A 25,394-nucleotide genomic window follows, 5' to 3' on the forward strand; every position below is an offset into this window, starting at 1 on the left:
ACCAATATATTTGGATGAGTACTGTATTGACTACGGGACAAGGTTAGCAAACTTTTATGATAAGATTTGTTAATTTCATACATATTTAGATAATTTTTCTATAAAAAATTCATGTTTTTTTATTGCACAATTTTCAGGAATGGATAATACAAGACAAGCGATTCGGATGGGTGCCATTAGCTTCGCGATCGCACCAAAAATTTGCTTGTAACTCGCGTACATATGGGTGGATATCATCATTTTCTGTCCCGATCGAATTGTTCATCTCTGCATTAATGGTATTGAAATATTGGCTGAAATTGTACAAACTGTATGCCTAATTTGTATGTTAGGTGTATAACTGAGTTAATGAACCCATTGATAACTAACTCTAATACGAGCGCAACAGCCACTAACTGATACTGTAATTTCGTAAACTGATTGCAATATTGCTCAAAGATGCAGTTACATTGGGAACATCAAACGTTACCCTTTGGTCTAACCATCTTTATTTCTGCTAAATTCGCTCGTGCAAACCTGCTCCCCAACTTTTGCAAGCAGTCGGAGAGCTAACAGCCTCCTATTTTCTTTAGGGCAATTTGCTGAATATGTAGTAGAATGTCTGACCACTAAGTTCAAAAAGACCAATGCTATGACCTGGTTTTCTTTCTCAGCAAGACAGTGGACTCGAATAGCTAAATTTGTTTCTCTGTTTTGTGTATGTTTGCTTTTAGTTGTCAGTTGCGCTAGGGGTCAGCAAACAACAACTTCATCTGGTTCCGGAAGTACCCCAAGTGGAGATGGTCGCATTACTGTCGGTACAAGTCTAAAACCACGTACCCTCGATCCAGCTGATGCCTATGAACTAGCATCCCTTGGATTAGTCTATAACATGAGCGATCGCCTCTACTATTACCAACCAGGAACCACCAAAATTACACCGCAGTTAGCCACTGCATTACCTACAGTCAGCCAAGACGGATTGACATACACAATTCCCCTGCGTCAGGGAGTCGTATTTCACGACGACACACCGTTTAACGCACAAGCAATGGCGTTTAGTATAGAACGCTTTATCAAAAATGGAGGTAAGCCTTCATTTTTACTTGCTGATGTGGTAGACACGGTAAAAGCGACAGGTGAGTATGAATTAACTATAAAACTGAAAAAACCATTTGCAGCTTTTCCATCACTGCTAGCATTTCCTGGAGTGTGTCCTCTCTCACCAAAAGCTTATGAAGTTGGTCCGGGAAAATTTAAGCCAAATATATTTGTTAGTACTGGTCCTTACAAATTAGCGCAATACGGTACAGATTCCCTAAGATTTGATGTGTTTGATAAATATTGGGGAGAAAAACCAGTTAATAAAGGCATTAATTTACAAATTCTTACAAGTCCCGCTAACTTATTTAACTCCTTCCGGACTGGTGCAGTAGATGTCGCATATTTATCATTAGAACCAGATCAAATTCGGAGTTTAGATGATAGTGCTAAAAAAGGAGATTGGCAATCTATCCAAAATCAAGGCAGTGTTGTTAGTTACATGGTGTTAAATCGCAATCAAAAACCCTTAGATCGACCCGAAGTCAGACAAGCGATCGCATCGGTCATTGACCGCCCTGTTATTAACGAGCGAGTTTTGTTTAATCAAGCCGAGCCGCTTTACAGTATGGTACCGACAACATTCGATGTTTCTCAACCATTGTTTAAAGATAAATACGGTGACGGTAATATAGAGAAAGCAAAACAATTGATAACAGCAGCCGGATTTTCCCCGCAAAATCCCTTACGGGTAGCCCTTTGGTATCCTTCAAGTTCCCCAACTCGGAGTTTAGCAGCAGAGATTTTGAAAGGTTATGCTGAAGAAAAAATGGATGGATTGCTGCAATTTGAAATCAACACCGTAGAAGGAGCAACCTTCTTTAAATCTATATCCAAAGGGCTCTATCCAGCAGCATTACTTGACTGGTATCCAGATTTTATGGATGCAGACAATTACATTCAACCTTTTCTAGAATGTCCTAAGGGATCGGATACCGAGGGATGCAAACAAGGGGGAAGTCAGACTCAGGGATCGTTCTACTACAGCGAAAAGATCAACAAACTTATCGAACAACAACGTAAAGAGCAAAACCCTGAAGCCCGCAAGAAAATCTTTGCAGACATACAAGCACAGGTAACAACTGATGTTCCATACGTTCCATTATGGCAAAGCAAAGACTATGCATTTGCCCGAAAAGGAGTGAGTGGCGTAGAACTCAACCCCAACCAAATTCTAGTTTACGAAAAAATTAAGAAATAAATGCTAATGGCTAGTAGCTAATAGCTAATTGTACTATTAGCCATTAGCCATTAGCCATTAGCCATTAGCAAACTCATCATGTCTAGATCGAAAGCTTTACAATACTATATTATTGCCCGTCTGCTCCTAGCTCCATTGATGCTGTGGACAGTCACGACAGTTGTGTTTCTTTTACTGAGATCCACTCCGGGAGACGTAGCAGATGCTATTCTTGGTGGACGTGCTCCGGAAAGCGCTAAAGAGGAATTACGCAAACAACTGGGTTTAGACCTTCCTCTATGGCTGCAGTACTTTAACTATATGGGACAATTGTTGCGTTTCGATTTGGGATCGTCCCTGACAAGTGGCGGACAATCTGTATGGGAAGTCATTCGGCAACATTTCCCAGCAACAGTAGAATTAGCGGTTTGTAGCATGGCAGTTGCCTTAGTCGTTGGAATTGGAGTTGGCACTCTTTCGGCTTCTCGTCCCGGAACAGTTTTAGACGCTGGAGGAAGATTGTTTGGTATTATCACTTACTCGTTACCCATGTTCTGGGCTGGTATGGTTCTACAATTGATTTTTGCAGTCCAGTTGGGATGGTTTCCTTCTGGAACTCGTTTTCCTGCTGCTCTACTCACTCCAACACCTATCACTGGTTTGTATACTATCGATAGTCTATTAACTGGAAATCTCAGTCAATTTTTTGCGTCTTTACATTATCTTGCCCTTCCCAGTATTACTTTGGGGGTTTTGCTAAGCGGTATTTTTGAGCGAATTGTGCGCGTGAATTTAAAGCAAACCTTACAAGCAGATTACGTAGAAGCTGCAAGGGCAAGAGGGATTCCTGAAAATAAAATTTTAGTTTCCCATGCTTTAAAAAATGCACTCATTCCCGTGATTACAGTTTTGGGGTTGACCTTTGCTTCTCTGTTAGGTGGGGCTATTTTGACTGAGGTAACATTTTCTTGGCCCGGATTGGCAGGGAAACTATATGAAGCAATTGCCTTGCGAGATTATCCTACAGTACAGGGGATTCTTGTATTTTTTGCTGCAATTGTCGTCATTGCCAGTATAGTGATTGACATATTGAATGCTTATGTAGATCCGCGAATTAGGTATTAAATCTAACTGGTTATGATCGTTGCCGTTTTGTAGTAGGTCTGGCGGGAAGACAGTGCATCCATAAACCTTTTCCAGTTTTATATATAAAGAAACATTTGTGCGTGAATAACGTCCAATGTATGGTAGGATGCTCTACTTGTAGCAATTGCGATTCTATGTGGTTACGGAAAGCCTTCTCCGGATGGAGTGAGGTGTGAGAAGTGCAGGCACGACAACGTCGTGCCTATCTTAATTGTATTTATTAATGCTATTTTATACAAATGCAATACTAGAGTGGTCTAGGATTGTACTTAGAAAAAATTCTGTAACTAGTACATCATGGCGGAAATAACTAGACCATTAGAATTGAAAGAAAAGATTCAGTCATAAGAGTTTGCGCCTTCTGCCACGCCACTTGCTGTAGCCTGTGAAACCCGTCCACCGCAGTGGCTCCTCTGCCTGCATACCTCCGCCTTCACGTACTAAGTAACTTTTCTATGATAATTGTAATAATTTTTGCTAAAATGAATCTTCCCTACATCCGGAATCTTTTTTAGCCGAGGTGTATATAAAAGCATATCAGACTAAAATTTGATAGATTTATCTTATATAAGTAGAAATAATCTATTTTTACTTAATATATTTTCAGACAAAACTGCTATGCCTAGCTTTATGGGATCTGCATCGCTACCTGTAATTCTTTGAAAGAGTTTTTGATAACAACTGACTGTTTACTTTCACACTCTATAAATTATGATACTAGCAATGCCTTTTAGTGTATTATTCGTTTTGCTTTTCATTGGCTTGGTTGTACCAAAAGTATATACAACTTTAACCATAAAAAACACAAAAGAGCGAAACCGTCCCACTTGGTTGGAATCAGCGTCTTACATAATAGAAAAATATGAAAAAGATGAGTAGATTTTATTTTTATTAAAAGTGGTAACTATGTAAATACATTTTGTTGTAACCATAGGGTGAATTTTCTCACCCTACAAATGCATACAAATGAAAATTATTGCTAGCGTACAAATAAATAGCGCAAACCAACGATCAACAAAAAGATACCATATAATTTCTTCATGGTTTCACTGCTGATATATGGTTGATTGGCAAATAAAGCTCCAAAAAAATTCCCAATTATTAGACCCAGTGCTATAAGCACTGAATACTTGATATTTAAATTTCCATTCCGATAATACACCAATGCAGCTAAAATCCCAATTGGTAATATTTGAGCAGCGATAGAAGTACCAGTAGCAAATTTTTGATCCATACCTAACAACAGTACCATTGCAGGCACCATAATTGCACCGCCACCGATGCCAAACATACCACCAGCAACGCCAGCAGCAAAACCAATGACCAATAATTGAATGACAATATTAGACATAAAACTGGTTGGTAGATTGCCTATATTACTCTAATCATAACTGCAACTATATCCATCCTTAGTATCAAAATACCCAATTTTTACTTTAGAGTTTTTGGTAGAGGTTGCGCTTAAAATTTCCTCACATTAGAAATGTGGACAGCAGGCGCTACGCGATGCGAAGTTATGCCAGTCACCAGAGTGCGGAAAACCCGCCTAACGCAGTGGTTTACCTTAAAAAAGGGGACTTTAAGACTATTTTCCCCCCTTTTTAAGGGGGGCTAGGGGGGATCTAAAGTTTTGGATACCTCAGCCACTACTTTTAAAACATCCTCTAACAGATTAAAGAAACGAAAAATCTTTAGGTAAAATTGACTTAGGGAGCATTCCATGAACACCTTTTTGTGGATGATTGACTACTTGAGTAATCCGAAAACTCACAGCTAAACTACATAAGACATAAGCATCTTCAGGTGTCAAATTTACAAAGCATTGCAAGAAATGAATCATATTTTTTAAAGCCAGTTCTAATGCTTCATCTAATGTAGGACCAAATCCCATCGTAATAATATCTGTGGGAGTTTCAGCAATTGGTGTTGTAAGTTGTAAATTTTTGTAAAGGTTTAATTGAACAGTCCCATTCATCGAAGTTTCAATAGCCGTAACATTAACTTCACCATCACCTTGTGCTGAATGACCATCCCCAATAGAAAATAAAGCACCGGGAACAAAAATGGGTAAAAACAATCTAGAACCCGTTTGGAGTTCTCGATTATCGATGTTACCACCATAGGAACTAGGAGGAACCGAACTTCGAGATGAATCTGTTGTGGCGACACCGAGGATTCCAAAAAAGGGTTTGAGGGGAATTTTAATACCGCTACCAAGAGGATACTCTGCAATCTTGTTCTCTAGGTCAAGAGATATGAATCTTAAAGCAGATTGATGGAAGAGTTGTGGTAAAGCCCCCCAACCCGGACGAATAGCATTAAAGCCTACGGGTAAACTTGGTGTAATTGCTTCTAACTTGACTTCCAGCACATCCCCAGGTTCTGCATCTCGTACATATATTGGTCCCGTTAGTAAATGAGGTCCTGCTGCAATTTTGCGTTCTTGTGAAAGATTTTGACAAATGTCAAGGAAGGCTGGCGTCAGAAATGCTGGTGGTGCTTTGTCGCAAACGTAATAACCAGAATAAGTTTCTATGTCAATCGTATCACCAGAATCAATTGTTAGAACTGGTTGCAAAAGATGAGAGAATCCACCTAAATGTACGGTTTCCTTGGTGGCTTGAAGAATGTGGTGAGCCATGGTAGTGCGTGTATTGTACTCAACAAAGGAATTAAAAATTGAATTGGAAATAATATATAGTGTTGTTATTAAATATTAATTTTTAATTCCTTTTGTTACTAAATTAGGTTTGCTTATTATGAACTTGAAGTTTTAGGAATTGCTGCTGTAATCTCACGAAGCAATTTCACTTGCCAGTAAGGTACAGGAGCAAGTAGTATAGTACCCGTTCCCTCAAAAGTATTGACCAAAAACTCACCAGAAGTCATCGAACCTAAAAGAGATCTGGTCGCTTTCTCAACACGATAATTTAACGTATTTGTGCGGGCGATCGCAAAATTACCATCCACCACCAGACGGTCATTTTTCAATTGAACCACCTCTACAGGTCCTTGCGCCATCATAACCACTTGACCCCTACCTTTGACTTTTGTTTGAAACAAGCCTTCACCGCCAATCAAACCAGATAGAAGTTTATTGCGCTCAACACCGACTTCTACATTACCATCACTTGCCCAATAAGCTCCACTATCCAAAATCCACTCTGTACCGTCCAATTGCATAATATGGAATCCAGATAAAGAAGGCTCCAAATATAACTCTCCAGTTCCTGTATAAGTAGGGCGAAAAATATTTTCGCCCGTTGCTAAAGATTTCAGAAAACCACCTGCTGAAGGTGTTTTAGACTGCATGGTAATCTGACCCCGCATATAGTACAAAGCGCCAGATTCCGTCCGAACTGTTTCGTTTTGTAAAATAGCCTTGACTAGCCGCAAGCCTTCCTTCTCTATAACTTCAAAAGTTGCCATTGTTTTCCCGTTCGGAGATACTAACTACTAAGTACTAACATTTTTCTTCAAAAAATTAGACATGAACGGTCGCTCAAATGCTAAATAGAAACAGTACGCTATTAGTACTGATAGTGGTACAGCTACTAAATAAAATATAGTGAAAAAGCTAACTGGGGATAATTGAAGATTCAGCAAAATATTGCCTACTATTGTGACTGTGACTCCATGAGTGAGGTAGAGACTGTAGGAAAAACCTCCGAGTACAACTAGCCAGCGAGTTTCAAGAAGTCGTAAAACGATGGGTCGCTTCTTGTTTCCTAACGTAATGCAATGAGTGCAGTAAATCAGCAAACAAGCAGTTGCTAACGCACAGAAGCTATCGCCAATCCATTCATCCAATCCCAGTTTTTGCCACTCTGTTATGAAGGCAAAAATAGTAAATATTATTGCCAACCAATTCCAAGGTAAAGATTTTCTTATTTTAATTAACTGAGGTTTCTGAGAAAATCCAATATCTACAGCTACCATTCCTAGAGCAAATAAGCCTAAAAACCAAGAGTGCGCTGCATCAAATCCTTTCACAAGATAGAATGGGACTAAGCCAATGAAGTAAGCAAAAGCAATGACTGAGAATAAATTGAAACGCCTCCAAATAGGTACCAATAATAGAGGAAATAAAAAATATATCTGCCACTCAACAGCAACGCTCCACATGGGTGCATTAATAGAACCAAGTGTACTTCGACTGAAATTATGAATGAGTAGGAGATGAGTCAATACATCATTAAAAGAAAAGTTGGGATGAAACTCTCCATAAGTAACAGATTCATGCCATGGAAAAATCGAAAACTTATCTAACTGTACTATTAAAATTCCCAACAGCAAGCTAAATGCAAGGGTTACATAGTAAGGTGGTAAAATTCTTCGCGATCGCTTCTGAAGATATTTCAGCAAACCTCCTGACAAGTAACCACTATGCGAACGGACTACTGGTAGCATTAAAACGTAGCCTGAAAGAACAATGAAAACTACGACAGCAAAATGTCCATATCGCAAAACTTTTCCCAATGCTAGTAACAAGACTGGAAGGTCTTGTCCCATATATCTATGTATGTGAAGCAACATGACGTACAAGGCAGCTAGTCCGCGCAAGCCGTCTAAGTAATGAAGATGTAACCTTTGTTCGGTCTCTTTACCCGATAACGATACCTGCATTTAAAACTCCAAAAAATATTAGAATTTTCTTAATATCTGACTTTCTATGAAATTAGCAGTCAGTTGATAGATTACTTACTTAAGTACATTAGAAAACTTTTTAAAAAAATTACATAAAGAAATCAAAAAAAACAATAAAGTTTTCTTAAACCGATATTTTATACAGTACTTTTCAGGCTTGTAGTTTAACTGTTTTTAGGTTATTATGATATTCACTGACTCATGTAGCAGCCCGTGCAGGAGTTACAAATACTTCTTGTCGCCCTTATTTAGATCTCAAATAGGATTGCTATTAGAAATTATTAGGCTCTGTCAAAAATTCCAAACAAATTAATATTTATTTAACACATATTTCCAGAGACAAATTGAATAACTTCTGCAAGCCCTTCTTTAGTTTTCAAATTCGTAAAAATAAAAGGTTTGTTGCCACGCATTTTTTGAGCATCCCTTTCCATGACGCTTAAATCTGCACCAACATAGGGAGCTAAATCAATTTTATTTATAACCAACAGATCGGATTTGGTAATTCCAGGACCACCTTTACGGGGAATTTTATCACCAGCCGCAACATCTATGACGTAAATCGTTAAATCTACCAATTCTGGGCTGAAGGTAGCTGCCAAATTATCTCCGCCACTTTCCAAAAACACCAAATCTAAGTTCAAAAACTGCATCTCCAACTGTTCGATCGCAGCCAAATTCATGGAAGCATCTTCTCGAATAGCGGTGTGAGGACACCCTCCCGTTTCTACCCCTAAAATGCGATCGCTCGCCAAAGCTTGAGAACGAACCAAAAACTGAGCATCTTCTTGAGTATAAATGTCATTAGTTACCACCGCAATTTGATAGCGATCCCGCATTGCCTTACACAAAGCATCAACTAAAGCTGTTTTTCCCGACCCCACAGGTCCCGCAACACCGACTCGAAAGGCGCTCATTGTTGTTGATAGTTAGTGGTTATTAGCTAAAAATACCACTAACCACTAACTTCTAAACAACCTTGTATACTGAGATTCGTGAGCCATGCTTGCTAAAGACAAGCCCCAACTACAACAGCCAAGATTATCATCTTCCAACTTCACAATATCCCCTGCTGCAACAACAAGTAATTCTTGTAAACAGAGCAAGGTTTGCTGTCCTGCTGTTTGTCCTAAAGGAATGAGTTTTACACCAGCAGTGATGAGATTGCTTGTCCAACTCTGTAAATAAGCTAACAGTGTTGCTTGTACGTCAATGTTCCAATATGCAGCCGCAATCCCAAAAGCAACAGCGTAATTGCAAGGATTACCAACAGCATTTGCAATCGGCGCAATTCGGGGTACCAATTGTACCAGAAGTCGGATGAGCGATCGCCCCATTTGCCAGCTAGAAGCCCGAAGCTCCTCAGTTTCACGAGCCGCAGATAACCAGCTATTCCAATAGGATAACTCCTTTAAATCGCCTGTTTTCACAGACCTGTAAGCCCGTACCATCACAGCACCTTCTAAGCGAATAGCCCCATAACGCAGTTCTGACTCCAACCAATGTTGCAAGGTAGCGCGATCCTGAATAGTGCCATTCTCTACCAACGTTTCCAGCCCCTCAGAATAGCTGTAAGCACCCACTGGCAAAGTCGGGCTAGCCAATTGTAAAAGACACAAAAGATGATTTTCAGCGAGCATGATGGTGTCCGTAAGCCCCAAATTCAGGTTGAAATGAAGTGATTTCTTCTTGGATTTCTAGCCCAAGTTGTTCGAGCATAGTGCGTAAAACTGGATCGGGAGACAACCGTAGATAAGTAGTTGCTATCTCTACAGGTACATGACGGTTGCCCAAATGGTAAGCTGCTCTAAGTAAGTCTAACAGCGTGCGGGCAGTCACAGTCAAAACAGGTTCTGGTTTGGCAGCAATTCTCACCAAACTCTCACTGGTTTCATCTCGCAAAATATCTCCGTCTCGCAACACCATCCCTCTCGGTAAACGAACAAAGACTGTTTGTCCGTCCTCCGTTTCAAAGCGGTGACGGCTGCGAGTCCGTTCCTCTGCAGTTAAAGCCAGAGTTAGAGTCACGACTGTATCTGGATTTGGTTGTTGGCGCTGGGTAAAAGTATACATGCGGCATAATTCTTTCGCTAGATGAAGTTTACGACAGCACAAGTAAATTGGATGATGAACATCCATGAAGAGCGCTATGAGAACTGAAGATCGTCAAACTCACCAAAATCCCACTCCAGATCGTCCAGCACCACCCTATTACGATCCAAGACCCGCTAGTATATCCACCGTTCAAGACCACGGACAGAACGACCGTGAAAAAAGCCTTCCTATAGAGCTTTCGCTCAACATCTCCTTAGGAGTGTTAGCCCTTCTCCTTTTTGCAACAGCGTATTATTACGGCTTCCTTCACTAAGAATATTTTTCCTCATTTACCAAACAAAGCTCAAGGGCACGCTTGGAAGTCTATAATTTCCAATTGTGTCCTTTGTAATCTATAATTCAGACAAGCATCATAAACTGCTCGTACCAAAATACAACAAACATTCGGTTCTTCCCTAACCCCTAATCCCTCTTCACAGTTGTTTATGAAATTACCCGAACTCAATTCCGACACAATCGATCGCATTATTGAAATGGCGTGGGAAGACAGAACACCATTTGACGCAATAGAAGAACAATTTGGACTGCAAGAAAAAGAAGTTATTGCTTTAATGCGCCGTGAAATGAAAGCATCTAGTTTTCGGATGTGGCGTGAACGAGTGACCGGACGAAAAACCAAGCACGCGCAAAAGCGAGAGTTTGTTGCCGGTCGGTTTAAATCAGACAATCAAAAAACATAATTACATCAGAAGATTGAAATCAATTAAAAACGATTCGACATCAGCGAGTGGTGGCTAATTTTCATCTGCGTTCCTTTGCACTGAGGATGCGGTTTAAAAAATTACAACAGCCAGAAACTTTTGAGATATATCTTGAGTCTTCTTCTATACTCTACTCAAGCACTCGCCCATGTTTGAATCTGCCAAAGGCATCCCAGGATTGCCTGACTTAACGCATCCTACCGAACTGATTCAATTCGGAAATCATCTCCTCAAAGCTTCGCTATTACTAGTATTTCTAGCGATCGCTCTAGGAATTGCACTTGCCCTATTAAGTTTTGCCCTGCGGCGAAACCAAGAGCAACAAGCCATTTTAATTGGAGAATGGGCTGTTAGTTACTCCCAACTCCTGAAAGGATTGCAACATCTAACCCTGATATTAATACTGATTGTAGGAGGATTTTTTCTCTGTTCTACTTTAGGCAATCGATACCATCATTGGGAACAGGCAAAAGTCGCCCAAGTAGCTGAAAGTGTTGCAGGTGAAAGACTAGAACAAATGGCACCGCAAGTGCGTTATATCAGTGAAGAACCGTATACGTACACGACTCAAGTTAATGGCAAAATAATCAAAGTCAACGATAAGCAAAAAGTCAACCGTTTCCTTACCTTAAGTGGTTCGCAAATTCAAGTCAAGATCGATCAAAGCGCAGACGTTCAAGCTCGCCGTGCAATTTATAAAGTCGATTATATTGCTGACTATAAAATAGTTAATTCTCTTAAAGATATTAATAATTTTTTCTTTGAAGCACAACCGCCCGTTGGTTATTCCTTGTTGCAAAGCTATAAAGTCGAACGTGATGGAACTCGCTTGCAACAGACAAATACAGACAATTATAGCTTTCCGATCCAACTACAGCCCGGTCAAGAAACAAGTCTGAGAGTCACCTACAAAGCTCAAGGAGCACCGCGTTGGGTTTATAACTCCAACGGACAGTTGCTTTCTAACTTTCGCTTGAGTGCGATCGCAAACTTTGCTGGAGCCGATTTTGCCAGTGGGATCGTACCAAGTCAGATGGAAACTGATGGACGAAGCACCAAATTTACATGGAGTTTTGACGATAACGTTTCTGTGAGAAACCCATTTGGAGTTTTTACCAACACCAATCCCATTCGCGATACAGGTGTCCTTCCCCGCTTGCTTTTATTAGCGCCAGCAATATTTCTCTGGTGGATATTATTGCTATATTTATCGCTACCAATAAGTTTAAGAAACGCCGCAATTGCAGGTGGAATTTTCTTTGCTTGTTTGCTAACTTTGACCTATCTCAGCCGCCTCATGAGCCCCCCAGTTGCTTGGACTTTCATTGCACTCATTTTGCTATTTTTAACTTGGGGTTTGGGGTCAAACCGTAATGCTTCCCTAGCTGCTATTATCTGCACAATTTCCGGTGCTATTTTTCCCATCTTTGGGTTGTTAGTACCCTATAGCGGTCTCACCCTCAGTCTTGCTGGGTTTCTTTCAGCAATTTGGCTTGCAGTTCGTCATTGGTATGGCTGGTATGATTTGGAACCACAAGAAAGCGATTTTCGTTAATTGTGAAGGCTTGCAAGATACTCAGCTTCTTGAAGGAAGTAGGATATCTGAGCACTCTTACTTATCAAAACTCATGAAACCGACCACTAGATTGCTTTGTCAGGACAATGTGTGCATAATCAACTCTATATAAACCATTTACACAAACACACTCAGAGTATGCAAAGCTTCTCTGAATCAAAATCTGAGCGGATAGATATACGCACAAGCCCAGCAGTGAAAAAGTTATTGCAACAATCAGCAACAGCATCTCACAAAAATGTGAGCGAGTTCTTGCTAGAGCATGGTTTGATTGCAGCATCAGAAACATTAGCGAATCGCCACCTTTTTGTACTCAATGATGAGCAATGGCAAGCTTTTCAAGCTGCTCTTGAGCGTCCCCCACAGGACAAACCCCGTTTGCGTCGTTTACTTACAGAACCTAGCGTTTTTGATGAAAATCTTTGAATAACCCTTACATAGAGAATTGATCGATGTTATGCAAGAAGTATCTAACTATAATCAAGAACTTACCAACCGCATTTCGCCAATTGTAGAAAAGTTATTTCAAGGTAGCAGTTTTTATACGGTACGCTTGAAAAAGCAGGAAAGAATTACAGATTTAGTCAACCTTTTTGGTGAATTATCACCTGAAGATTTTCGGACGATTTCAGAGGAGGAATTAACAAGTAGAATTAAGAAGTTATTAACTCTAGAAGCTGTTTCAGGTACTCTAAATGATTTAACTCCAGAGCAAATAAAAATTTTTGATGAAGCGGTAGAAAGAAAATAAAATGGTGGATTATTTATTGGATACAAATATTTTTAGTTATATTTGTTCTGCTTGGGGTGCTACATCAGATGAAGCTTTATATGAAGTCACGATCGCTAAAGCTGCTTGGTTGGAATCAGCCGAACAAAGCCATGTACATCTGGTAACTCTGATAAAAGCAGAAGACAATGGAGAGTACTCTCTAAGAGACTAACCTGTGAAGAAGAAATTTGTTACCAATGAAGATGCACGCAAGCAAGCAATTCTCCATCGCCTTGCTAACAACAAGCCGAGCAAATGGAACTTAGAAAGGGCAATTTGGCGTGCTGGAGAACTCAAAATTCGTGAAGCCACACCTTTGTTAATAAAACTTATTTATACTGGTGAGCCTCTGAGAGATTACTGTATTGCTTGGGCATTAGGTTGGTGTGGGGATAATGATGCAGTTCCACGCCTCACAGATTTGTATCAAAACCCATCAACGCCAGAATTTGTACAGCGTATAGCCTTTGAAGCATTGCTCAAACTTTCCGATGCAGAAACTCAAGCCGCTTTACAGACAACACAGATTGAGCTTTTACCACCAGAATTAAGAAATTTAGCCAGCAGTACTTCGGTAGAAGCCTTTGAGGAATTTGCAGCAGCACGTCCGAGTTATCTTTTTGCATTTCTTGATAAAATTTACCAGATAGATAATAAATTTCTGCGTCCCGCAATACTTCAGATTTTACGTACTGCGCCTTTCCAACCCAACTACTTCCGACCCCTGCGCCATATCTTCAAAATTGCAGAATACCGTCGGGATGCTGAAGTTTTTGCAATTCTTGCTTACAGATTTGAACGAGAAATAGGTCAGTTTAATAACGATCTGACAGATCTACTATGGAATGAAGTCACGGGTAAATATCATAGTTCTGGGAAACGAGTTTACACAGAAGAACTTCAGCATCCAGAGCCAATTTTGGCATATAGCAACCAAACCCAAGAATATTTGCGGCGACGGGTGTGGCGTACACTGAAAAAATTGGGCGAACAGGGCGATCGCGACTATACAAAAATGGCAACAGCTATTCTAATTCAGTATTCTGATGCAGATGAACCACCGCTCAGGCGCTCAAAGTTCGACAAATGGGATAAATACACCCGAACAGTCAATCGCTTTTGGGACAGATATGCCGACTACCTCACATTCAACCACATCCTTTACACCAACAGTCAGCGCTATATTTACTATTCCAATGGGTGGTGTCGTCGGAAAAGTTATGAATCTGGAGAGATCGAACCAAAAATGCGGGAAGAAGCGTTTCCCGAACTTTGGGAGCAAAATCCAGAAGCACTGCTACAGCTACTCTTAGAAAGCGAGTGTCTTCCCGTTCATTATTTTGCTGTTAAAGCACTGCGCGTACATCAAAGCTTCTGCGATCGCCTTGATATTAATACAATTGTTCAACTTGTCAATAAACCTTACGAAACAACAGCAGGATTTGGGTTTGAACTTGCTTTGCGTTCTTACAATCCGACTTCACCTGACCGAGATTTAACTCTCATACTTGCCAATCGTTTTCTTCAAGTTGTTTCTGAGGAAAAATATCAGTGGGTCACTGATGAGAGACACCAAATCTTTTTAAAGAATAGTGGTTTAATTGCCACTTTAGCCACCAGTCCAGATACTCAAATTCGGTCTGTTACCTGTAAATTTATTAGCTCTTATATTCTTAGTGAGACAACGGCTAAGCTATTATTTGAACGTTTGCTTGCAGAATTGTTATCACTTCCAGAAACTGAACCCGATTTAGCAAAAGATATAGCAGATACTTTAGTTGTTAATTTTACACCTCAGTTACTGCAATTAGAGTTGAATGTTATTCTGGGCTTACTAGCACATCCAACTTTAGAAATTCAAGAATTAGGCGCTCTCATTGTTATACAAAATCATAAAAATAATCTTACCCCACAACTTTCATCTCTTTACGACTTAGTACAACTGATTGCTATTCAGAGATATGGTGAATTACATAACACAAAACTAATTTCCCAAGAAAGACACTTAATTTTACAGATTGCAGTTAGTCCTATTCTAGAAATCCGCAATGCAATCAAACCCATTATTCGCCGTTTGGTAAAAGCGTATCCAGAATTCAACCTTCAGCTTGCATTGGACTTTATTGAAATTCTATTGAATCCAGAAAATCATGAAGGTGTTCACTGCTATTTAGTCACTGTGTTGCAGGAAGATTTGCAGGAGTGGATGACCGATCTCTATAAAGAAACTGCTGTTCGATTACTAACAGCCAATTCTTCTGCTGCACAAGAAATAGGTGGTTTGATGTTAGGAGCAAATTACCAAATCTGGACAAGCGAATTAACTACCGATGAAATTCTTATATTAGCGAATCACCAAGTTTATTCTATTCGAGAAGCAGCGCAACAGATGTTTTTACAGAACTTAGAGCGTAACCGTAGAAGTTCTCAAGAGATGTTAGCATATGTGGATTTGTTAGATTCACAATGGTCTGATTCACGGGAATTTGCTCATAAAGTATTGACAGCAAAGTTCCATTTGGAGGAATTTACTCCCAAGATTTTGGCTAGCATTTGCGATCGCAAAGACGAAGACGCTAGAAAATTGGGACGAGATTTATTAACTCGCTATATTCCAGAAATCCGTCGTTTGAGCTTGGATAATTCAGCTTTTGCCACTCAAATACTATCTGAGTTTGTAGAAATTTTGCTAACTTCCAGAAAGCACGAAGGCTGGCTGAGTTATTTAGTGCGGTTGCTATGGGAAAATTTAGCAGAGTGGATGGCTGGTGTTAACAAGCAAACCGCGTTGAAGCTACTGCAATCGCAATCTTTAGCTGGACAGGAATTAGGTGGTTTATTGCTAAGTGCAAATTCTCAAGCCTGGACGTCAGAATTTACCACTAGTGAAATAGTCTCACTGGCGAATCACGATATTTTATCAGTGCGAGTTGCTGCACGGCAAATGTTTTTACAAATCCTAGAGCGAGTGAGATCGCGAAGCGGCTCCTTTGCAGCATCGCATGGTAGCGCCGCCGTACCCGGCTTATCGCACTCACAAGAAATGTTAACAGCAGTCCGTTTGCTAGATGCAGAACGGGTAGACTCTTGGGACTTTGCTTTCAGAATATTTACGCAAGAGTTAAAGGTAGAAGATTTGACACCAAAAGCTTTAGTTTGTATTTGCGATAGCACAAACAAAGATGCTAGAACATTAGGAAAAGATTTAATCGCTCGCTACTTTCACAAAGTTCGGCATTTAGCAACCGATAACCCAACTGTAAACCTTCAGATTGCATCTGATTTTATCAAAGCCTTGCTTGCGCCTGAAAAGCATGAAGGTGTTTACAGTTATATTGTGCATTTGCTGAAAGAAGAATTAGATGGATGGATGACAAGCATCAATCGAGAAACAGTCATAAACCTACTTGCCGCTAAGTCTTCTGTGATACAAGAATTGGGTGGGTTATTGCTAACAGCGAATTTCCAAGATTTCTCTAGGGAATTTTCTACCTGCGAAATTGTTAAACTTGCCAACCACGAAATTGTTTCGGTGCGGAAAGCAGCCCTGCAGATGTTTTCACAAGTATTAGAGCGTGTACGTTCTCATTCCGAAGAAATGTTGGCAGCCGTGAAGATGTTAGAGTCGAAATGGGAAGATTCACGCGAATTTGCCTTCAAAATCTTTACCACAAAATTTAGTGCTCGTGAATTCACACCTCAGGTTTTAGTCTCTATATGCGATAGTGTGAGGGAAGATGTGAGAAGACTTGGACGCGATCTCTTAACTCGCAACTTCCAAACAGCTAACAGGGAAGACTATCTGTTGAAATTCAGCGAACATCCATCAGCCGATATGCAAAGATATGTGACAAACTTTTTAGAAAAATATGTAATCAATCAGCCCCAACACTTACGCGAGTTAACCCCTTACTTTATCACTGTATTATCAGCTGTCAATCGCGGACGAGTAGCCAAGCAAAGAATTTTTCATTTTTTAGAATCAGAAGCACAAAAAACTGAAGAAGCAGCAAGAATAGTAGCAGAAATTATGACACGGCACTCAGGCACCATGGCAATAGGAGATAAAGCAAAGGCTATACAAATTATGTTAAAAATTAACAAAAAGTATCCTTATTTGTCTTTACCTATTGAGGTAAAACCCGTCTCAAGAGTGAGAAGTTAGAAGATTTGGATATCGCCAAGAACATTAGAAAACTACTCCCTTTCCGCCATCAAATTACTAACGTTCTTCTCCTCTTTCTTCGTGTACTTTGCGTCTTTGCGGTTCATTTCATTAAGTAATCTTCAGGTAGGATAGGAGTCAAGACTGACAGAATATTTGTAGGGAGCATCCCAATGAGTGAAAAAACGCCGACGATTGCAAATCGCGCCTGTACAAACACAGCAAACCTACCCAGTATTCTATTCTGAGGGCAATGTGCTCCCTATTTGTAAAGCATACCGTTGGATCCCCCCTAGCCCCCCTTAAAAAGGGGGGAAAATACTTAAAAAGTCCCCCTTTTTAAGGGGGATTTAGGGGGATCTAAATTTTTGAACACCTCAACCACCATTCTTAACAACATCCTCAAAAAAAACTTATCTTTATCTTTGACGATCGCTAGATACGCGCATATAATCGAGCAAGAGTTTACTTGCAATTAGTACAAGATTCTTTGCAAGTATGTGATGGCACTAAAAATACAATATGCTTCTTAGTGTCGGTAAATCACGCGCTCGCTGTTGGTATACAATCCTTGCAATACGGGCGGTGGATCGCCGTCCTTGCGTTCAGTTGTGAAACAACTTCACTAACCGTCTCGTAACTTGGCGCGAGTACTCCTACTATCCGGTTTGACTTCCGTGAAGTGATAAATAGGAGTACTCCTGCTGCATGAGTTGAGACGTTTAGTCCTGAGGGATTTACGAAGGGAGAACCAATGGCAAACAGCGCGTGATTTTTTTTATTTCTCAAAATCCATCAACGATCTGGCGACTCTAAGAAAAGCAAGCGACAATAGAAAGTTACAAGAGTCAGTGGGTGAGTGGTGTTAAATGAAACTCATAAAACGTACAACCCTTCAGTATCAAGAAGGGACATCAGATAAAGTTTACGAAGTGGATTTGTGCCAAATCAATGAGGGGCGTTATGTCGTCAATTTTCGCTACGGGCGGCGCGGTACAAATCTTAAAGAAGGTACGAAAACGACTCAGCCTGTATCCATAGCAGAAGCAGAAAAAGCATTTAATAAACTCGTTGAAGAAAAAACAAAGAAAGGATACCGCGATATTTCTATCCCAGTAACGAGCACCACTCCCCAGATTCAACCAGTACATACAGCACCACCTACCAGCGAAGATCCGCGCACGCAGGCAATTCTTAACCGTCTTGCAAACAATCAGCCCAGTAAGTGGAAGCTAGAGAGGGCGATTTGGCGTGCTGGAGAACTGAGAATTCGTGAAGCCACCCCTTTACTACTCCAGCTGATTGGCACTGGCGCACCTCTGAGAGATTATTGTATTGCTTGGGCATTAGGTTGGTGCGGCGATGGAGAAGCGATTCCCGCACTCATGCATTTATATCAAAATCCTTCAACTCCTGAATTTATCAAACGTATTGCGTTTGAAGCGATCGCGAAACTCTCAACTCCACAAGCAAAAGCAGCTTGGCAAATGGAATTAATTGAGTTTTTGCCAGTAGAACTGCGTGTATTGGCGAGAAATGGTGCGGCTGAAGAATTTAAAACAGCTTTAAATCACTATTTAAATCATCACGACTACAGGCGTTATGAAGTTCTCGATAAAATTTATCAAATTGATAACCAATACGTTCGCCCAGCACTGCTCGATATTATCTCTCATGCACCTTTAAAACCAAATTACTTCCAAAGATTGCGCCACATTTTTAAAGTAGCTGAATACCGCCATGATGCGGAAGTATTTGGTATCCTTGCCTATCGTTTTGACTGTGTGAGAGCAAACTTTTCTAGCCAAAAAGACTCTGTAAGGTTGCCAGACAAAACCCATCTTAGAAAAAGATTTTATGGCAATTATAACAGCGTTACGAGACGCTTTGAAGTTATAAAAAATGAAATAGAAGAAGAACTCAAAAATCCTCAATCAAGAATTGCTTACAGCAGCAACACTCGCCAATATCTATGTCGCCGCGTGTGGCGCACTCTCAAAAAACTAGGAGAAGAGAGCGATGCTGAATACATCAGAATGGCTGTTAGCATTCTTCTTCAGTATTCCGATGTTGAATGTGTTAGGGAGACAATCTTTTCTTGGAGAAGTAACTGGTTTAAATATGCTGAGTATTTAACCTTCAATCATATCCTCTATGAAAACAGTTCCCGCTATCGGTTAATTCCGAATTCTAGAACTTGGACTTGGAGGTATCAGAAAGGAGATTATAACGATGATGCAGAACCAACAACGAGAGACGAGGCTTTTCCAGAACTTTGGGAACAAAACCCACAAGCATTGCTCCAGCTTCTACTAGAAAGTCAATGTCTTCCAGTACATCATTTTGCGACCAAATCTTTAAGGCATTGTTATCATTTTTGTCTATCTATTGAAGTAGATACTCTAATAAAACTGATTCAGAAACCTTACGTAGTCACAGTACAATTGGGTTTTGAATTGGCGTTTCTTAACTACAACTCCAAACAACCAAACAAAGAATTGGTAATTGCAGTAGCAAATTGCTTGTTACCAAGCGCTCGTACCCAAGCTTATCGTTGGGTTGAGGAAAACCGCGAATATTTTCTTGAAGACAGCAATTTTATAGCAGCGTTAATTGCTAGCAAACAAACAGAAACACGCCTCTTTGCTCGTAGACTTTTAGGTTATTCCATTCTTAATGACAATCGAACTAGAGTTTTGATTGGGTGTATTATTGCTGAGTTGTTAGCATTGACACCAGATAAGGGAGGCGAGTTAGCGAAAGAAATTGGCGAGACTCTTCTCTTGAGTTTTACACCACAATTACGAACTTTAGGTTTGGGTGTTGTTAATGATTTACTCGCTCATCCTTTGGTAGAAATTCAAGAAATAGGCGTTCGTATTTTACTGAATCATGAAACGAGGGCTGAAAATTTACCGCCGCAAATCATTGAATCACTCCTTGCTTCACCGCATGAATCATTAAGGGTTCTCGGTATCAGATTGTTTGGACAGCTACCAGATGAGAAACTTATGGGCGAGGAGAGTGTTTTGATAGTAGCGATCGCAGTGAATCCTGTAGAAGAGATTCGCAATGCAATCAAACCTATTATTCGCCGATTGGGAACATCTTCCCCCAATTTTGCCGTACAGCTAGCATCAGATTTTATCGAAATTTTGCTAACTCCGGAACAACATGAAGGCGTTCACAACTTCTTGGCGCGTCTTCTCCGGGAAGATTTATCAGGATGGATGACAAGCGTTCGTAAAGACACTGCTTTGCAGTTATTGAGAGCGCAATCTTCTGCTACACAGGAACTTGGTGGTTTGGTACTTGAAGCCAACAGCCAAAGTTGGATTTCAGAAATCACCACTAGCGAAATTGTCAAATTAGCCAACCACGAAATTGTATCGGTGCGGAAAGCAGCACAGCAAATGTTTTCACAAATCTTAGAGCGGGTGCGCTCCCATTCTGAAGAAATGTTAGCAGCTGTGAGGATGTTAGAGGCGAAGTGGGAAGATTCACGCGAATTTGCCTTCAAAATTTTTACAACACAATTTGGTGCTCGTGAATTCACCCCTCAAGTTTTAGTATCTATCTGCGATAGTGTGAGGGAAGAGGCGAGAAGACTGGGGCGCGATCTATTAACTCGCAACTTCCAAATATCTGACAGTGAAGAATATTTGTTGAAATTCAGCGAACATCCATCAGGCGATATGCAAATGTTTGTCACCAACTACTTAGAAGAGTATGCAGGAAATCAGCCCAAACACTTGCGCGAGTTGACGTCTTATTTTATCACGGTATTATCAACTGTCAATCGCGGAAGAGTAGCCAAGCAAAGAATTTTTCATTTTTTAGAATCAGAAGCACAAAAAAATGAAGAAACAGCAAGAATAGTTGCAGAAATTATGACACGTCACTCAGCTACCATGGCAATAGGAGACAAAGCAAAAAGCATACAAATCCTCCTAAAAATCCACAAAAAATATCCTCATTTGTCTGTCCCCATCCAGATCAAAGACGTATCAGAAATCAGGCTTTGAAACAACCAGATAATATTCAAAAAATACTCTCAGCGCTCTCTGCGCCTCTGCGGTTAAAAAATTAATAAAAGGAGTTTAACATGGAATTTAACTACACCTATAAAGGCAGTACAGAAGTTTCAGGAAATGGGACAAGCACGCAAATGTCCTTTTCCCCAGACACCAAACGTCCACCAACATACTTTATCGGGGAATTGCGGCAAAACGTGGCATTTCGCGAAGCAATAAGTGCGTTACACGATGTCGTTGTTTCCGATATGCGGTTCAAACCTAAAGATAAAACAGCATACAAAGAATGGCGTGCCAAACAAGAAGAAATCAATTGGGACTTAATAACAGCAAGGCGGCAAGATGTCGCAACACAAATCAAAACATTGCGAGAGGAATTGAATGAGCTAAACAGGCAAAGCTACGAACGATTGCGACCTTATTATAAAGCTAGGGGAGAATTCCAGCGATATGTTTGGGAAAATCGGCTAGATTTTTATTTTGTTTTCGATCCAGTGATTACTGTTCATCCTGATGAAGTCTTTTTTGAATGCTTTAGTGTTGATGAATCTAGCTATGGGCGGCTGGGTGCAAGTTACGAGGTCTTTAAAAATATCAGTGAATTTGCTTGCGGTACAACAAATGTTGATTACTCAGCAGCACTATATGACGAGTTCCAAAAAGTCCGCAGTTATAAAACAACCCAGTTGCAAGTTGACCCTTCGGGTTTTGAAGTTCAAACAACCAATGAAGCAGCTTACAAAGAAGTCAAAATCGATCTACCAGATAGTTGGGTGAGAGGGTTTTTACAAGTGAGTTCGGCGATGTCTTTACCCGCAACACGCTTTGACTTACACCCAATGGACATCCACAATATTTGTTTTGTCTTGCGTCGCCATAAAGAGAAACAAGGACCGCGAGGAATGCGCTATCACCTAAAACCGGGGGAACCCGTGCGGGTTGTGTTTGAACCCTGGGAGATAGAAGTCGTTTGTCCGCGATCGCCCTACTTGGGAAACGAACCGCAAACCATTCGGGTTTGGGGACGCCGACGCCTTCACATCTTAGAACGCCTCATTCCCGTTGCCAAAAAGTTTACCGTTCATCTGTTAGGTACGGGTATGCCTTCATTCTACGTTGCTGACTTGGGAGATATGTCCTTTACCCTCGGTTTATCGGGATGGACGGCGAATGATTGGTCGCAATCTGGTAACTTTGATTTAATGGCACCCCGTGCTGATGTTGACGAATGGACGCAAAAAATTATATTTGACGGGCTGCGAGAAAATTGGGTAGAAACTGCAGATCGCCTTGCACAGCGCTTAAATTTAAGCCGTACTTCAGTTCTAGGAGCTTTAAGTGCTTATACGCAAGCCGGACGTGTTATTTACGATCTAAACAAACAAGTCTATCGGGTGCGGGAACTCAGCCGAGAACCTTTACCAGTAGAACGTTTGCGGTTTGCCAACGAACGGGAAGAAAATGCAACAAGGTTTTTGAGTCAAAGAGCAGTGCAAGTGACATCAGTAAATAACAGTAACGATAGCTTAGTATTAGAAGGCACTGTAAAAGATTGGGAAAAAACTTATAGTCCATCTTTGACGATCGATAGAGATGAGCGTATAATTAATGCAGAGTGTACCTGCAAATGGCATCAGCAAAACAAGCTGTACAAAGGTCCTTGCGAACACATTCTGGCATTGCGAATGCAATATGCTCGTCAGTGTCAGTAAAAAAAATCACGCACTTAATTGTTGGTAAAAAATCCTTGCAATCTGGGCGGTGGATCGCCGTCCGTGCGTTTAGTTTAGCCATACATCACTAGCCCACTCTTGACTGTGCGGTCTTACGGTACTACCATGGTATTCCGGGTTGACATCCATGTAGTGAATGACCCAGGTAGTACCGTGACCGCTGAGTTGAGTTGTCTAGTCCTGAGGGATTTACGAAGGGAAAGCCAACTTATTAAACTTGCGTGATTTTTTTACACCAAAAGACTTACGCATAGCCCCCTTTATTTTTTTACACCAAAAGACTTACACATAACCCCCCTTTTTAAGGAAACGGTGGTGTACGCATCTTTAGAGATCCCCCTAAATCGCCCAATAAATTGGGCGATTGAAGAATTTCCCCCCTTTTTAAGGGGGGTTAGGGGGGATCGAAACTGCTAGAAGGCATTTTAAGAAACTTGTGTACACCACCGTAGCTCTTTTTAAGAGGGTTTGGGGGGATCGACAACCTGTAAAATCTCCAAAATGGGTTGAGGTTGCGTAAGCCCCAATTACCTCTACCAAAATCAAAAGAGTACGAATAACCAGGATGACTGACCAACCCCGTACCCGCCAAGAACTCTACGAACGTATCCGTCAAATAGGTAGAGAAGAATTTATCCTTGAAGAAATGATTCGTTACGGTTTCTGGCCCGCTGAAGGTACAATACCTCAAGACCCTGCGGATGAAATTCGCCGTGTTGGAGAAATACGGCGGGAACTGGAAGAACTCAGACAGGAAAGCAGCCGTCTCCACAACGAAAAGGAGCTGCGGAAAGAGATGCTCAAGCAGCGCTTAGCCGAGTCGCGGCGCAAGCGCCAGGAAACCAAGGAACGGCGGGAACGGGAAAGACAAGAACGTGCGGAAGCCTGGAAGCAAAAAAAACAGCAAGAGATTGTTTATCTTGGTGAGGGAGTCTCAGCTGGCTTAAATGAGACTGAAGGTGATAGCGAAAGGCTCCAAAGCTATGGCTTACCACTCTGCAACACAGCCAATGAAATTGCTACTGCAATGGGCATAAACGTAGGAAAATTGAGATTTTTAGCCTTCGATCGCAAAACCTCCACAGTCAGCCACTATATCCGTTTCAAAATGCCCAAAAAAACTGGAGGAGAACGGTTGATATCAGCCCCCCTACCCAGTTTAAAACAGGCACAGCATTGGATTTTAGGAAATATTTTGCAAAAGTTAGAAGTTCACGAAGCTGCACACGGTTTTCGGTGCGATCGTTCCATAGTCACCAACGCCACCCCCCATGTTGGTGCTGATGTCATTATCAACTTTGACCTCAAAGATTTTTTCCCCTCTATTTCTTACAAACGAGTTAAAGGGCTTTTCCGCTCCTTTGGTTATTCTGAAGCAGCAGCAACAATATTTAGTTTGCTGTGTACGGCTGCTGAGGTTGAAGAACTAGAACTCGATGGCAAGACATATTATGTCGCACTCGAAGAACGCCACCTCCCACAAGGTTCCCCCGCCAGTCCAGCAATCACTAACTTGCTGTGTCGCCGTCTCGACAAACGCTTAACAGCGATCGCACAAGAATTAGGTTTCAGTTACACCCGTTATGCTGATGACCTTACCTTCTCAGCATCCGGAGATAGCTTGCGTCATATCTGTAATCTCCTCAAACGTACAGAATCCGCAGTCATTTATGAAGGTTTTGCCATCAACCAAGAGAAAACCAGAATTTTACGAAAATCCAGTCAGCAGGAAGTCACCGGAGTTGTTGTCAATGACAAACTCAATATCTCTAAGAAAACCTTAAAGCAATTCCGTGCAACCCTTTATCAAATAGAGAAAGATGGACTAGAAGGTAAATCTTGGGGAAATTCTTCAGATGTTCTGGCTGCAGTCAGTGGTTTTGCTAATTTTGTAGTCATGGTTAATCCTGAAAAAGGCGCTGAGTTTCAACAGCAGATACAAAGAATTAGAAAGAAGTACAAACAGAAAAAATAATTGTCCTTATTAACCCTCTTTTATCACTTTCGTCAAAGAAAATTTGAACTCCCGTTTTTACCTTAGTCCGCGTATAGCCCTTACGGGCATAGCCTGCGGCATTGCGTAGCGTGCGCTTTGCGCTTAGGCGGACTTTGTTTGTATAGCAGCCAATTCTATTCGCTTTAATTATTCTCTCTCTAGACGGCTACCCGTTCTTTGGAAGTGATTTATGTATAGGCAAAACTCTGGGAATATTACTATCTTGATAATTATCATGTCGATTGCTGT

General features: G+C 40.9%; 20 protein-coding genes. 12 read left to right on the top strand and 8 right to left on the bottom strand.

Features of this window, described 5'->3' with window-relative positions; translation table 11 throughout:
* Nucleotides 1–133 precede the first annotated feature (133 nt).
* Nucleotides 134–265, bottom strand: a complete 132-nt coding sequence (locus AB0756_RS13070; RefSeq protein ID WP_272899726.1) for a hypothetical protein — start codon at nucleotides 263–265, stop codon at nucleotides 134–136.
* Between the two features lie 366 nt (nucleotides 266–631).
* Here AB0756_RS13070 and AB0756_RS13075 point away from each other — a divergent pair, with 366 nt between their 5' ends.
* Nucleotides 632–2,281 (top strand): ABC transporter substrate-binding protein, encoded by a 1,650-nt coding sequence (locus AB0756_RS13075; protein WP_038091501.1) that lies wholly within the window; start codon nucleotides 632–634, stop codon nucleotides 2,279–2,281.
* A 78-nt stretch (nucleotides 2,282–2,359) separates the two neighbouring features.
* Complete coding sequence (locus AB0756_RS13080) at nucleotides 2,360–3,385, top strand: ABC transporter permease (RefSeq protein ID WP_038091504.1); 1,026 nt, start codon at nucleotides 2,360–2,362, stop codon at nucleotides 3,383–3,385.
* A gap of 1,000 nt (nucleotides 3,386–4,385) precedes the next feature.
* On the opposite strand, the gene AB0756_RS13085 is transcribed toward AB0756_RS13080, so the two are convergent.
* From AB0756_RS13085 to ureE, 7 genes are all read right to left on the bottom strand, one after another.
* Nucleotides 4,386–4,757, bottom strand: coding sequence for a sulfite exporter TauE/SafE family protein (locus AB0756_RS13085; RefSeq protein WP_038091506.1), 372 nt, complete (start codon nucleotides 4,755–4,757; stop codon nucleotides 4,386–4,388).
* 321 nt (nucleotides 4,758–5,078) lie between these two features.
* Complete coding sequence (locus AB0756_RS13090; RefSeq protein WP_038091508.1) at nucleotides 5,079–6,047, bottom strand: acetamidase/formamidase family protein; 969 nt, start codon at nucleotides 6,045–6,047, stop codon at nucleotides 5,079–5,081.
* A 116-nt stretch (nucleotides 6,048–6,163) separates the two neighbouring features.
* Nucleotides 6,164–6,835, bottom strand: coding sequence for an AIM24 family protein (locus AB0756_RS13095; protein WP_038091510.1), 672 nt, complete (start codon nucleotides 6,833–6,835; stop codon nucleotides 6,164–6,166).
* Nucleotides 6,836–6,862: 27 nt separating this feature from the next.
* Nucleotides 6,863–8,032: an acyltransferase family protein gene (locus tag AB0756_RS13100; RefSeq protein ID WP_038091512.1), complete on the bottom strand. Its 1,170-nt coding sequence runs from the start codon at nucleotides 8,030–8,032 to the stop codon at nucleotides 6,863–6,865.
* A gap of 341 nt (nucleotides 8,033–8,373) precedes the next feature.
* The gene (gene ureG / locus AB0756_RS13105; protein WP_038091525.1) at nucleotides 8,374–8,970 is read right to left on the bottom strand and encodes an urease accessory protein UreG; all 597 of its coding nucleotides are present in this window, start codon (nucleotides 8,968–8,970) and stop codon (nucleotides 8,374–8,376) included.
* A 45-nt stretch (nucleotides 8,971–9,015) separates the two neighbouring features.
* Nucleotides 9,016–9,693 (bottom strand): urease accessory protein UreF, encoded by a 678-nt coding sequence (locus tag AB0756_RS13110; protein ID WP_038091534.1) that lies wholly within the window; start codon nucleotides 9,691–9,693, stop codon nucleotides 9,016–9,018.
* Nucleotides 9,683–10,126 (bottom strand): urease accessory protein UreE, encoded by a 444-nt coding sequence (gene ureE, locus AB0756_RS13115; RefSeq protein WP_038091537.1) that lies wholly within the window; start codon nucleotides 10,124–10,126, stop codon nucleotides 9,683–9,685. The genes AB0756_RS13110 and ureE overlap by 11 nt, the downstream gene beginning before the upstream one ends.
* 76 nt (nucleotides 10,127–10,202) lie before the next feature.
* Here ureE and AB0756_RS13120 point away from each other — a divergent pair, with 76 nt between their 5' ends.
* The 10 genes from AB0756_RS13120 to AB0756_RS13165 all read left to right on the top strand — a co-directional run bounded on the left by AB0756_RS13120 (nucleotide 10,203) and on the right by AB0756_RS13165 (nucleotide 25,124).
* Nucleotides 10,203–10,421, top strand: a complete 219-nt coding sequence (locus tag AB0756_RS13120; protein WP_050046253.1) for a hypothetical protein — start codon at nucleotides 10,203–10,205, stop codon at nucleotides 10,419–10,421.
* Between the two features lie 172 nt (nucleotides 10,422–10,593).
* Nucleotides 10,594–10,848, top strand: coding sequence for a TIGR03643 family protein (locus AB0756_RS13125; protein ID WP_038091538.1), 255 nt, complete (start codon nucleotides 10,594–10,596; stop codon nucleotides 10,846–10,848).
* 169 nt (nucleotides 10,849–11,017) lie between these two features.
* Nucleotides 11,018–12,424, top strand: a complete 1,407-nt coding sequence (locus tag AB0756_RS13130) for a hypothetical protein (RefSeq protein WP_038091540.1) — start codon at nucleotides 11,018–11,020, stop codon at nucleotides 12,422–12,424.
* Between the two features lie 159 nt (nucleotides 12,425–12,583).
* Nucleotides 12,584–12,871: a type II toxin-antitoxin system TacA family antitoxin gene (locus AB0756_RS13135; protein ID WP_038091543.1), complete on the top strand. Its 288-nt coding sequence runs from the start codon at nucleotides 12,584–12,586 to the stop codon at nucleotides 12,869–12,871.
* A gap of 31 nt (nucleotides 12,872–12,902) precedes the next feature.
* Nucleotides 12,903–13,196 carry a hypothetical protein gene (locus tag AB0756_RS13140; RefSeq protein WP_038091545.1) on the top strand — a complete coding sequence of 98 codons (294 nt, stop codon included), beginning with the start codon at nucleotides 12,903–12,905 and terminating at the stop codon, nucleotides 13,194–13,196.
* A 1-nt stretch (nucleotide 13,197) separates the two neighbouring features.
* Nucleotides 13,198–13,389, top strand: a complete 192-nt coding sequence (locus AB0756_RS13145) for a hypothetical protein (protein ID WP_050046252.1) — start codon at nucleotides 13,198–13,200, stop codon at nucleotides 13,387–13,389.
* Nucleotides 13,390–13,392: 3 nt separating this feature from the next.
* Nucleotides 13,393–17,382 carry a HEAT repeat domain-containing protein gene (locus AB0756_RS13150; RefSeq protein ID WP_050046251.1) on the top strand — a complete coding sequence of 1,330 codons (3,990 nt, stop codon included), beginning with the start codon at nucleotides 13,393–13,395 and terminating at the stop codon, nucleotides 17,380–17,382.
* An 869-nt stretch (nucleotides 17,383–18,251) separates the two neighbouring features.
* The gene (locus tag AB0756_RS13155) at nucleotides 18,252–21,407 is read left to right on the top strand and encodes a HEAT repeat domain-containing protein (protein WP_038091548.1); all 3,156 of its coding nucleotides are present in this window, start codon (nucleotides 18,252–18,254) and stop codon (nucleotides 21,405–21,407) included.
* Between the two features lie 80 nt (nucleotides 21,408–21,487).
* The gene (locus AB0756_RS13160; protein WP_038091551.1) at nucleotides 21,488–23,128 is read left to right on the top strand and encodes an SWIM zinc finger family protein; all 1,641 of its coding nucleotides are present in this window, start codon (nucleotides 21,488–21,490) and stop codon (nucleotides 23,126–23,128) included.
* Nucleotides 23,129–23,714: 586 nt separating this feature from the next.
* Complete coding sequence (locus tag AB0756_RS13165; protein ID WP_038091553.1) at nucleotides 23,715–25,124, top strand: reverse transcriptase family protein; 1,410 nt, start codon at nucleotides 23,715–23,717, stop codon at nucleotides 25,122–25,124.
* The last annotated feature ends 270 nt before the right edge of the window (nucleotides 25,125–25,394 follow it).

Origin of the sequence: Tolypothrix campylonemoides VB511288_2 (assembly GCF_045999855.1) — a bacterium.
Classification (GTDB): Bacteria; Cyanobacteriota; Cyanobacteriia; order Cyanobacteriales; family Nostocaceae; genus Scytonema; species Scytonema bouteillei_A.

Coding starts and splice junctions, on each gene's coding strand:
- AB0756_RS13070 (WP_272899726.1), bottom strand. CDS start 265: ATGAACAATTCGATCGGGACAGAAAATGATGATATCCACCCATATGTA.
- AB0756_RS13075 (WP_038091501.1), top strand. CDS start 632: ATGACCTGGTTTTCTTTCTCAGCAAGACAGTGGACTCGAATAGCTAAA.
- AB0756_RS13080 (WP_038091504.1), top strand. CDS start 2,360: ATGTCTAGATCGAAAGCTTTACAATACTATATTATTGCCCGTCTGCTC.
- AB0756_RS13085 (WP_038091506.1), bottom strand. CDS start 4,757: ATGTCTAATATTGTCATTCAATTATTGGTCATTGGTTTTGCTGCTGGC.
- AB0756_RS13090 (WP_038091508.1), bottom strand. CDS start 6,047: ATGGCTCACCACATTCTTCAAGCCACCAAGGAAACCGTACATTTAGGT.
- AB0756_RS13095 (WP_038091510.1), bottom strand. CDS start 6,835: ATGGCAACTTTTGAAGTTATAGAGAAGGAAGGCTTGCGGCTAGTCAAG.
- AB0756_RS13100 (WP_038091512.1), bottom strand. CDS start 8,032: ATGCAGGTATCGTTATCGGGTAAAGAGACCGAACAAAGGTTACATCTT.
- ureG (WP_038091525.1), bottom strand. CDS start 8,970: ATGAGCGCCTTTCGAGTCGGTGTTGCGGGACCTGTGGGGTCGGGAAAA.
- AB0756_RS13110 (WP_038091534.1), bottom strand. CDS start 9,693: ATGCTCGCTGAAAATCATCTTTTGTGTCTTTTACAATTGGCTAGCCCG.
- ureE (WP_038091537.1), bottom strand. CDS start 10,126: ATGTATACTTTTACCCAGCGCCAACAACCAAATCCAGATACAGTCGTG.
- AB0756_RS13120 (WP_050046253.1), top strand. CDS start 10,203: ATGAGAACTGAAGATCGTCAAACTCACCAAAATCCCACTCCAGATCGT.
- AB0756_RS13125 (WP_038091538.1), top strand. CDS start 10,594: ATGAAATTACCCGAACTCAATTCCGACACAATCGATCGCATTATTGAA.
- AB0756_RS13130 (WP_038091540.1), top strand. CDS start 11,018: ATGTTTGAATCTGCCAAAGGCATCCCAGGATTGCCTGACTTAACGCAT.
- AB0756_RS13135 (WP_038091543.1), top strand. CDS start 12,584: ATGCAAAGCTTCTCTGAATCAAAATCTGAGCGGATAGATATACGCACA.
- AB0756_RS13140 (WP_038091545.1), top strand. CDS start 12,903: ATGCAAGAAGTATCTAACTATAATCAAGAACTTACCAACCGCATTTCG.
- AB0756_RS13145 (WP_050046252.1), top strand. CDS start 13,198: ATGGTGGATTATTTATTGGATACAAATATTTTTAGTTATATTTGTTCT.
- AB0756_RS13155 (WP_038091548.1), top strand. CDS start 18,252: ATGAAACTCATAAAACGTACAACCCTTCAGTATCAAGAAGGGACATCA.
- AB0756_RS13160 (WP_038091551.1), top strand. CDS start 21,488: ATGGAATTTAACTACACCTATAAAGGCAGTACAGAAGTTTCAGGAAAT.
- AB0756_RS13165 (WP_038091553.1), top strand. CDS start 23,715: ATGACTGACCAACCCCGTACCCGCCAAGAACTCTACGAACGTATCCGT.